This is a genomic window from Gemmatimonadaceae bacterium, from assembly GCA_020851035.1.
GTDB lineage: Bacteria > Gemmatimonadota > Gemmatimonadetes > Gemmatimonadales > Gemmatimonadaceae > JACMLX01.
This window is the reverse complement of the sequence record JADZDM010000002.1, coordinates 435,964-446,860: the sequence shown is the minus strand read 5'-3', so window position 1 is coordinate 446,860 and position 10,897 is coordinate 435,964. Positions and strand designations below refer to the sequence as shown.

Genomic DNA, 10,897 nt, shown 5'->3' with positions numbered 1-10,897 from the left:
GCAGCGGACGTCGGCACGACCGTGAGCTTCCCGGCCAGCGTGAATGCCGGCCAGTCGGTGAGCGGCACGGTCACCTTCCGCAACAACGGCCCCTACACCGCCAACGGCGTGGGCTTCACGCTGACGATGAACCCGACGCTGGGTGGTGTGACGTTCGGCAACCTGCCGACGGGCGCCAGCGCCTCCTACAACGCCGGCACCGGCGCCGTGGTCTTCAGCGGCATGCCGACCACCCTGGCCGCGAACGCCATCGCCTCCGGTGACGGCAGCACCGGCATCACGGTGACGTACCTGCAGAACGCCGTCGCCAGCACCACCGTGACCGGCGTGATCAGCACCACCACCAACGAGGGGCTGAACACCTTCGCCAACAGTGCGGCGGCCACCATCACCGGTGTGCCGATCGCGGACGTGACGACGGAGCTGGCCTTCACCGCCAGTGCGGATGCCGGCACACCGGTCTCGGGCACGGTGGGCTTCCGGAACGCCGGTCCGTCCACGGCCACGGGGCTCACCTACGCGCTGACCATGTCGCCGGGCCTCGGCACGGTGACGTTCGGCAACATGCCCGGCGGCGCGACGGCCAGCTATTCGAACGCCACCGGTGTGGTCACCTTCACCGGCATGCCGTCCTCGCTGCTCTCCGGGCAGTACGCCTCGGGCAACGGGACGAGCTTCATCACGGCCGCGTACACGCAGCCGGGCACGGGCACGAGCACGATCAGCAGCGCCATCACCACCGCCACCAACCAGGGCGCCAACGCGCTCGGCGACACCGACACGCACACGCTCACCGGCCAGCTGGTGGCGGACGTGACGACGTCGATGGCCTTCCCGGCGTCCGCGAACGCGGGTGACCCGGTGAGCGGCACGGTGGTGTTCCGCAACAACGGCCCGTCCACGGCGTCGGCGACGACGTTCTCGCTCACGCTCACCTCGGGCCTCGGCACGGTCACCTTCGGCAACCTGCCGGCGGGGGCCAGCGCGACCTACAACAGCACGTCCGGTGGCGTCACCTTCACGGGGATGCCGACCTCGCTCGGCATGAACGTCATCGCCTCGGGCAATGGCACCACCGGCATCACGGTCGCGTACACGCAGCCCGGCACAGGCCTCAGCACGATCGCGAGCGCGATCGCGACCGGGACCAACCAGGGTGCCAACCTTGCGCCGGATGCCGCCTCGGCGGCGCCGGGTGGCGGGCTGGTGGCCGACGTGCGGGCGCAGGTGTCCTTCCCGGCCACGGTCAATGCGGCGCAGGCCGTGACCGGCACCGTGCGCTTCGGCAACGACGGGCCGTCGCCGGCATCGGGTGTGACGTACACGCTCACGATGACCACCGGGCTGACCGGCCTCTCGTTCGCGAACCTGCCCGCCGGTGCCACGGCCTCGTACGACGCCGGCAGCGGCGTGGTGACCTTCACCGGCATGCCGAGCGTGCTGGCCAGCGGTGCCGTGGCGTCGGGTGACGGCGTGACCGGCATCACCGTGAACTACACGCAGAACATCGTCGCCTCGAGCACGGTGACGGCGGGGATCGGCACCAGCACCAGCCAGGGCGCGAACGCGGCCCCGGACACCGGCACGGCCACGGTCACCGGTGCGCTCATCGCCGATGTGACGACCGCGCTCACCTTCCCCGGCTCGGTTCCGGTCGGGCAGGTGGTGAACGGTCGCGTGACCTTCAGCAACGCCGGCCCCTCGGTGGCCTCGGCGCTGACCTACGGCATGACGCTCGTCACGAACCTGACCGGTGTGAGCGTCGGCAACCTGCCGGGGGGCGCGTCGGCCAGCTACAACCCGACCACCGGCGCGGTGACCTTCACTGGCATGCCGGCGACGGCCGCACCGAACACGATCATCTCCGGCGACGGCACGACTGGCGTGACCGTCTCGTACACGCAGCCCAACCTGCTCACCACGAGCGTGAGCTCCGTCATCGGCACCGGCACCGACCAGGGCACCAACGCACTCCCGGACAACGCCACGCTGACCGTGAGCGGGTTGCAGCTCACCGACCTTGGCGTGACGAAGGTGGCCCGCTTCACCGATGCCGCACCGGGTGACACGCTCACCTGGCGCATCCGCGCCACGAACAACGGACCTGTCGCACTCGACGCCGGCTCGACGCTGACCGACGAGAACCTGGTGGGCATGACGCTGCTCCAGGTGCGATGCACGGCGACGGCGACGAACCGCTGCGCCACGGCCCCGACCCCGTCGGCCCTGCTGGCGACGACCACCATGCCGGCGCTGGCCGTGGGTGAATTCTACGAGATCGACGTGGACGGCGTGGTGACCGCGACCGATGGCGGCTCGGTGAGCAACGCAGCGCGTGTCGCGGTGCCGTCGGGCTTCCTCGACACCGACAACACCAATGACCGCGCTGCCGCGGCGGCGGTGCCGGTGTTCGATGCACCGGACCTGGCGCTGACCAAGACGGCCGACAGCCTGTTCGTGGCCGGTCGCACCGTGCAGTACACGCTGGACGTGCGCAACGTGGGCCGCGCCGCGACTGCGGGACCGATCACGGTCACCGATCCGCTCCCGGCCGGCGTGACCTTCATCAGCTCGACCACCGCCGACTGGACCTGTTCGGCGGCCGGCCAGCTCGTGAGCTGCACCACCGGCAACACCCTCGCCGTGAACGCGCAGACCAGCGTGTCGTTCGGGGTGAGCCTGGACCTGAGCACCGTCGGATCGCTCGTGAACACCGCGACCGTCGCGACGGCGCGTGACCGCGTGGTGCCGAACAACACGGCGTCGGTGACGCGCACGGTGCTCGGCCCGCCGGACCTGGCGGTGACCAAGACGGTGGACACCGACACGCTGCGCCTGAACGGCAGCGCGACCTGGACGGTGAACGTGGCCAACGTGGGTGGTGCTGCGACGACCGGCCCGATCACGGTCATCGACTCGCTGCCGGCCGGCCTCACGCCGGTGTCGGTGACGGGAACGACCTTCACCTGCACGACGGTGGGGACGGTCGTGACCTGCTCGCGCACCGCGGTCCTCGCCGCCGGTGCCACGGCGTCCCTGCAGATCGCCGCGACCCTCAGCCCCACGGCGCCGATCGCGCCGCTGCAGAACACCGCCCGCGCCAGCACGGCGGGCGACGTGAACCCGGCGAACGATGCCGGCAGCGTGACCGTGGCCGTGGGCGGCCAGTCGGTCGCATCGCTGCGGAAGGTGGCGGTGGGTGAGTTCGTGGTGGGTGAGGCCGGGCGGTTCCGGATGACGGTGCAGAACACCGGCACCCTCCCGCTGCTGGGCCCGATCGCCATCACCGACACGCTGCCGCGCGGCCTGCGCTACCGCGGAGTCGAGGGGGCGGGCTGGAACTGCTCGAACTCCGGCACCGTGACCCGATGCACCACGCCCGGCCCGGTGGCCGTGGGTGACAGCGCCGCGATGGTGCTGGTGACCGATGTCCTGCCGGAGGCGGTGCCCGAGGTGACCAACTGCGCGGTGGTGGATGCCACCGGCGGTGCGATCATCGGTGCGGCGGCGCGCTCCTGCGCCACGGTGCGTCCGCGCGGTGACTATCGCCTGGTGCTCGAGCTGACCACGCCGCGCTATGACCGCGACATGGGTGACGTGCCCGACTTCTACGTGACCGTGCGCAACATCGGCCGCAGCCCGCTGCCCGATGTGCGCCTGACCAACCTGCTGCCGGCCGGCTTCGTCTACGCGGCGGGCACCAGCCGTCGCAGCGGTGCGCCGGACCGTGACTTCGGCCCTGACGGCCAGCCGCGGAACACGGCGGTGCAGCCGCTGCCGGGTCGCAGCATCACCGCGATCGCCGACCCGGCGAACGCCGCCACGCCGAGCATCACCTGGCCGCTGGGTGACATGCTGCCGGGCGACGTGATCCGGATCGACTACCGCACCTTCATCCGCACGGGGGCCAGCTTCAACGCGGACAACGTCACGATCTCGTCGGCGGTGTCGGATGTGCTGAGCCTGTCGGTGGCCTCGAACGTGGCCAAGACGCCGATCCGCCTGCGCCGCGGGGTGTTCGACATGCGCGGCGTGATCGCGGGCAAGGTGTACGCGCAGTGTGATTGCGCCGGCGCACGCGGCCAGCAGCCCGGTGACGTGGGCATCCCCGGGGTGCGTGTGGTGATGGAGGATGGCACCGGTGCCATCACCGACGCCGAGGGCAAGTACAACTTCGTGAACGTGCGGGCAGGGTTGCACGTGGTGAAGGTCGATCGCTCGACGCTGCCGACCGGTGCATCGCCGGTGGCGCTGGTGACGCGCAACGCGGGTGACGGTGCCACGCGGTTCGTGGACCTGAAGGCCGGTGAACTGCACCGTGCCGACTTCGCGGCGGCGCTCGCCTCGCAGGAATCGATGGATGCGCTGCTGGCCCGTCGCCGGCAGGGTGAACCGACGGCGGCCGGCGACGGTGCGATGCTCTCGCGCCTGCTGAGCACCCCGATGGCACTCACGGCCACGGCGGGCATGCCGCCGCAGGGCCAGCGCCAGGCGCCGGTGCTCGGTGCCCAGGGTGGTGCGGCAGCAGCGGGAACGACGGCCGGCGCAGGTGCCGCGGTGATGGGTGACATGTACGTGCCGATCGCGATGCCCGACCTGTTGCACGATGGCAACTCCTCGCGGCCGGCCACGCCGCGCCGCGCGGCGGCGGCACTGGTGCGCCAGCCGGGAGTGGCGGAGCAGGGTGGCGTGTCGGTGCAGCTCCCGACGACGGTGATCCCGGCGGATGGGCGGCGCACGACCGCGGTGGTGGTGCGCGTGCAGGATGCCGCCGGCACCCCGGTCAAGGGCCGCACGGCGGTGACGCTCGAGACCAGCGCCGGCACGTGGGCGGTGCAGGACCTGGATGTGGTGCAGCCGGGCGTGCAGGTGGAGATCACCGACGGGGCGGGTGTCGTGCCGCTGGTGTCGCCGGCGCTGCCGGTGGTGGCGGAAGTGCGCGCCTCCACGGCACAGGGCAGCGGGGCGCAGTCGGTGAGCTTCGTGCCGCCGCTGCGACCGTTCATGGCGGCGGGCCTGCTGCAGGGTCGCATCGACGTGCGCTCGCTGAGCCGCGGTGGCCTGGTGCTGAGCGCCGAGGACGACGTGTTCGAGGATGCCCTGCGCGATGGCGCGATCACGCGCGACAGCGGCCAGTTCCGCGCCGGTGCGCGCGGGGCGGTGCTGCTGAAGGGTGCGGTGAAGGGGGCGGGCCTGCTGACGCTGGCCTTCGACACCGAGCGTGACCCGGCGAGGTCGCAGTTCCGCGACATCACGCCGGACAACGGCTTCCAGGTGTTCGGCGATGGCTCGCTGCGCGAGTTCGACGCGCAGTCGCAGCAGCGGCTCTACGCCCGCCTCGATCGCGGCGCCTCGAGCCTGATGTACGGTGACTTCGCGACCCCGCGGTCGGATGACCGGCGCATGCTGCTCTCGTACGACCGCAGCATGACCGGCCTGGCGTACCACGCGGAAGGTGTGCGCGGTGTGGTGAACAGCTTCGGGGCCCGCAACAGCATCCGCCAGGTGGTGGACGAGCTGCCCAGCCGCGGCCTGTCGGGACCGTACTACCTCTCGCGGACCACGGGTGTGGTGAACAGCGAGCGGATCGAGATCATCACCCGCGACCGCAACCAGCCGTCGGTGATCCTCGCCCGCAAGCCGATGACCCGCTTCGAGGAGTACTCGGTGGAGCCGGGCACGGGACGCGTGATCTTCCGCGCGCCGGTGCCGAGCATGGACGGCGCCCTGAACCCCGTCTCGATCCGCGTGAGCTATGAAGTGGACCAGGGCGGGTCGCAGTTCTACACGTACGGTGGTGATGCCACGCTGCGCCTGACGACGGGGCTCGAGGTCGGTGCCTTCGCGGTGCGCGACGAGAACCCGGTGGACCGCCAGACGATGCTCGGCATGAATGCCACCATGGCGCTGGGCAAGACGAGCACGATGACGGGTGAGGTCGGGCGCACCGAGTCGGTGGCGGGGGTGGATCCCGCCTACGCCTGGCGCGTCGAGATGCGGCACCGCTCGTCGCGGATGGAGGGCCGGATCTTCGCCCTCCGCACCGACACGGCGTTCGCCAACCGTTCCTCGACGATGTCGGGTGGCCGGACGGAGTTCGGCACGCGGTGGAGCGCGACGGTGAATGATCGCACCCGGGTGATGCTGGACGGGTTGATCACGGAGGACGAGCGCACGGGTGGTCGCCGCACCGGGGCATCGGTGGGCCTCGAGCGCCGCCTCAACAGCTCGCTGGTGGCGGAGGTCGGCTATCGCTGGGCGGATGCCAACGGGGCCGCGGTGACCCCGATCATCGGCCAGTTCGTGACGGGCCAGAATGCCGGCCTGGCCGGTGGCGGTCTCTCGGCCACCACGGCGGCACATTTCAATGCGGCCCGCGTGCGCCTCTCGGCGCGGATCCCGAACAGCGTGAAGGGGACGGTCTTCGGTGAGTACGAGCACGGCCTGGATGCCTCGAGTGCAACGCGCGGGGCGGTGGGTGGCGAGTACCTCCTGGCCAACCGCACGCGGATGTACGCGCAGCACGAGTGGACCAGCTCGCAGCAGGGCGCCTACGGGCTGGCGGAGGATCGTTCGCAGCAGAACACCGTCTTCGGCATCGACGCCGACTGGCTGCGCAACAGCCAGACCTTCAGTGAGTACCGTGCCCGCGACGCCTTCAACGGTCGTGATGCGGAGGCCTCGATCGGCTTGCGGAACCGCTGGATGGTGAAGCGCGGGGTGGCGCTGAGCAGCTCCTTCGAGCGGGTCACGCCGCTGGCCGGCAACACCACGGGGGCATACGCCGCAACCGGTGGGCTGGAGTGGACGGCCTCGGAACTCTGGAAGGGCACCGCCCGGATGGAGTACCGCAACAGCCCGACGGGGGACAACGTGTTCGGCACGCTCGGGTACGCACGCAAGATCTCGCGTGACTGGACGCTGCTGACCCGCACCGGCTGGGACGCTTTGCAGGGCAGCACGATGCGTGGCCGGTCGCAGCTGGGCATGGCGTGGCGCCAGACGGATCGCAACACGGTCAACGCCCTGTTCCGCTACGAGAACCGCCTCGACCAGAACACCACCGCGGGCAGCCCGGAGACACGCAACGTGGCCGACGTGCTGGCGGCGCTGGTGAACATCCAGCCCAACCCGTGGTGGACCATCTCGACCCGCTACGCGGCGAAGGTGGCGCGTGACCGGGTGGACGACGTGACGGTGCAGAACACCGCACACCTGATGATGGCGCGCAGCGTGCACGACCTGTCGCGCCGGGTGGACGTCGGGGTGATCGGCAGCGTGCTGGGCAACGGATCGTTCTCGGAGCGCCGCTACGGACTGGGCGGTGAGCTCGGCCTGGTGGTGATGCGCAACCTGCGCCTCGCCGGTGGCTACAACCTCTTCGGCTTCAGCGACCGGGACTTCCAGTCGCTGGGCTACACGCAGCGCGGACCGTACCTCGAGTTCGGCTTCAAGTTCGACGAAACCCTCTTCGGTTCGCCGCGCCGCGGGCAGGAGTCACGGAAGTGAGCACCACGATGAAGACCTTCTGCGCCGCAGTGGTGGCGCTTGGCTTGGCGGCACCGGTGGCCGCGCAGGTGCGGACGGTGCCGACGGTGCGCCAGCCGGTGCCGGCACCGGCGAGTCCCGCGGTCGCGCAGGCACGCCCGGACGGGCCGGGCAGGGCGGCGCCGGCGGGCTTCGCGGCACGCGGCGATCGCACCAGTGACGGTGTGATCGCGCGCGACCTGGCCTGGTTCGATTCGCTCGAGGCGGCGGCGCGTGGCCGTGCAGCCTCGCAGCGGAATGCGGCGATGCCGCAGGCGCGCCTGGCGGCCTATGTGGCCCTGGCGCGTGAGGCGTACCTGCGCAACGACGATGGCCGGCTCACTGCCGAGCTGCTGGCGCGGGCGGGTGTGCTGACCGGTGCGACGCCCGCCGTCCCGGAGCGCAATCGCGAGCTGTGGCTGGTGGCGTCGGATCCGCAGCGCGCCGGTGCGCGCGACACCGCAGTGATCGGCAGGGCGGTGGCGCTGGAGATGGCGCTGCTGCGCGCCGAACACCCGTTGCTGGGCGCCCCCGATTGCAGCGCGTGGCAGGCGACGGCGCAGCGCCTGGCGACCGAATTGCGAACGTTGGTGCCCGAGGCGCCGGCACCGATGCCGGTGCTGGCGGCAACGCCGGCGACACCGGCCCCCGCGGCCGTAATGCCGGCGGCCGCGCCGGTGCCTGAGGCGGCCGGTCCGTCGGTGAAAGTGGATGCACCGCGCGAGCTGCGCGGTGTGCCGAGCAGGGTGCACTTCGGGCTCGACCGCTCGGACCTGTCACCGGCATCGCGCCGTGCACTGGACGCGCTGGTCGATTCGCTGCGCGCCTTCCCGGAGGTGCGGATCGTGTTGTACGGCCACACCGACATGCGTGCCAGTGCCGCCTACAACGCCGCCCTCTCACGGCGGCGCGCGGTGTCGGTGCAGCAGTACCTGATCGCGCGTGGCGTCGCTGCCAGCCGCATGGAGTACGTGGCGAAGGGCAAGAGCCAGCTCGAGCAGGGAGGCACCGGGGTCACGGAGCATGCGCGCAACCGCCGCGTGGAGATGCAGTTCATCGCCCCGGATGGCACCGAGATCCCGTCGCTGCAGCAGCTCGACGACCTGCAGCTCGAGTCTCCGCGCAACGCGCGGCCGGCGCGCCGCGCACGACCCAGGTCGCGGTGACCTGACCGGCGACCGCGCCGGCAGAATTGCTTTCAGGACACGGTGGTGGCTGATTGGAGCCGGAGACGGAGCCACTCACCACCGTGCTGATGGATCTCGACGCCGCGCCCATCGACCGCCCCGCAGCCTACCTCGACGCCCAGCGGTCGCTGGCGCTGGTGGCGGCGCGCCTGACGGCGGCGGTGGCCACGGCCTGCCGGCGCGAATGGGCGATGCTGGACGCGGCTGGCGATCCGCCGGTGGGCGCGCCGGCGCCGGTGATCGATCCTGAGGCGCTGCTGCTCGCCTCCGCCTGGCTGGCCCCGCACGACCGCACCCTGGCCGCCACCACGCATGCGTGGGTGAGCCGCTGGTCGGACCTGCTCAGCGTGCAACGCACGCGCAACCTCGCCCGCGCCTTCCCGCCGTCGGTGGAGGCCGAGCTGCGCAACATCGCCGTCACGGCGTACGAGCGTGGCAAGGACTTCCGGTGGGCGCCGCTGGTGAAGGGCGCGCCCGCGGCGCCGGCCACGGACACGGCAGCCGACGACACGGACACGGCGGCAGCGGCGACCGGCGGTGTCCCGTGCGCCACGCGGTTGCCGGTGCACCACACGGCACTGCTCATGCTGCGGCTGCGGATGGCCTTCGGCGTCGGTGCACGCCCCGATGCGCTGGCCTACCTGCTGGCGCGCGACAGTGCGTGGTCGGCAATCGCCGACATCGCCCAGGCCACGGGCTACACCACGTCCGCCATCCGGCGCGCACTCGACCGCATGGCGGCGGCGCGTATCGTGTCGTCCGCCGACGATGGAGCGTGCCGCTACCGCTGCGACGTTCCAGCCTGGGCTGCGTTGTTCTCGCTGCACGAGCGGGTCGAGCCGTGGCCCTACCGCCTGCAGGGGTATGCCTTCGTGGCGCAGTGCGTGACGCTGGCCGACGGGTTGGCCCGGCGGAAGCTCACGGCGTACGCCATCACCGAGGCGGTGCGCGGGCTGGCGCGGTCAGTGCGCATCAGCGGCGATGGCGCCGTGCAGCGTGCGTGGGATGACGCCTTCCGCGAGGGGTCGGCATTGCCGGAGATGGAGCGCGCACTGTTGCACCTTGCCGCGGCGCTGCACTGGCCTGCACAGACGGATCAGGGCGCGTAACGCCGGGCGAATGCGGCGTCCCACACGGCCAGCGCGGGCCGTGGCGTGAGCGCCATGTCCACCAGCCCCAGGCGCGCGAACGGCAGCAGGCGCGGATCGTCCACCAGGTTGAACGCCGCGAGGTCGATGTCCGAGAACTGGAGCTGGAACAAGTAGCGCGGCGCGAGCCGGTCGGCCAGCTGCATCTGGCGGGCGAACCAGCGCGCCTGCTTCTCCGGCGAGGAGGTGATCGCACGCAGTGTCGCGGTCGCCGCCACGTTCGCCGAGGTCCAGCCACCCTCGGTGATGAGGCTCGGCAGGGTGCGGCCGGCCAGCGGGCGCGTGTACCAGTCGTCGGGCATCTCGGCGGGCTCCTGGAATCCGCCGAGGTAGGGATAGGACGAGAGCCCGATCATCTGCGTGAACGGGAAGTCACGGAAGTCCTGCTCCACGCCGATGAACGTGGTGCCACCCTGCAGCCGGCCCCAGGCCGTCTCGACCTGGATCGTGATGAACAGCGGCAGGGCGGGGGCGTCGGCGCGCACGGCGGCAGCGGTGGCGTTCGTCATCTGCACGAGGGCGCTGTACACCCGCGCGGGTGCGGCGAGGCGGATGAGGTTCGTCTCGGCCGCCAGCCCGAGTGCCACCGGCTTGATCTGCGCCACCAGCGTGCGCGCCCATTCGCGGTACAGTGCCTGCACCGCCGGCTCGGTGATGCTGCGACCCGCGGTCACCAGTGCGTCGGACTCGCTGGTCCGGTCCACGCCGTTGGTGGCATCGATGATGACCACCACGTCCATCCCGCGCGCGCGGAACTGTGCCACCTGCCACTCGAATTCGCGGCGCGCGATGTCGGCCAGTGGTTCGCCGGAGAGCATCGCTGCCCACGGCGGCTCGACGTGGATGATCGCGGCGTCGGCGCGTGCCGTCCACATGCTCAGGTTCGCCACCGCGCGCGCGATCACCGGCGCGGGCGGGAACGCGGAGAAGCCCATCCGGTAGCTGCGCGTGGCCGACGGGTCCGAAACCGGCGGCTCGACGGTGGTGCTGGTGCAGGCGAGCATCGCCAGGGCGAGCAGGATGTGGCGCATGGCG

At 71.5% G+C, this 10,897-nt stretch carries 4 protein-coding genes; 3 read left to right on the top strand and 1 reads right to left on the bottom strand.

Going from position 1 to position 10,897, the window contains the following annotated elements; translation table 11 throughout:
* From IT355_02580 to IT355_02570, 3 genes are all read left to right on the top strand, one after another.
* The coding region (locus tag IT355_02580; protein ID MCC7052125.1) for a DUF11 domain-containing protein at window positions 1-7,509 on the top strand (7,509 nt) is incomplete at its 5' end.
* Window positions 7,506-8,693, top strand: a complete 1,188-nt coding sequence (locus tag IT355_02575) for an OmpA family protein (GenBank protein ID MCC7052124.1) — start codon at window positions 7,506-7,508, stop codon at window positions 8,691-8,693. The genes IT355_02580 and IT355_02575, both read left to right, overlap by 4 nt.
* A gap of 53 nt (window positions 8,694-8,746) precedes the next feature.
* Window positions 8,747-9,823, top strand: coding sequence for a hypothetical protein (locus IT355_02570; protein ID MCC7052123.1), 1,077 nt, complete (start codon window positions 8,747-8,749; stop codon window positions 9,821-9,823).
* Here the strand turns inward: IT355_02570 and IT355_02565 are convergent.
* Window positions 9,811-10,893 (bottom strand): hypothetical protein, encoded by a 1,083-nt coding sequence (locus IT355_02565; GenBank protein MCC7052122.1) that lies wholly within the window; start codon window positions 10,891-10,893, stop codon window positions 9,811-9,813. The two genes, IT355_02570 and IT355_02565, sit on opposite strands and share 13 nt — an antisense overlap.
* Window positions 10,894-10,897: the final 4 nt, after the last annotated feature.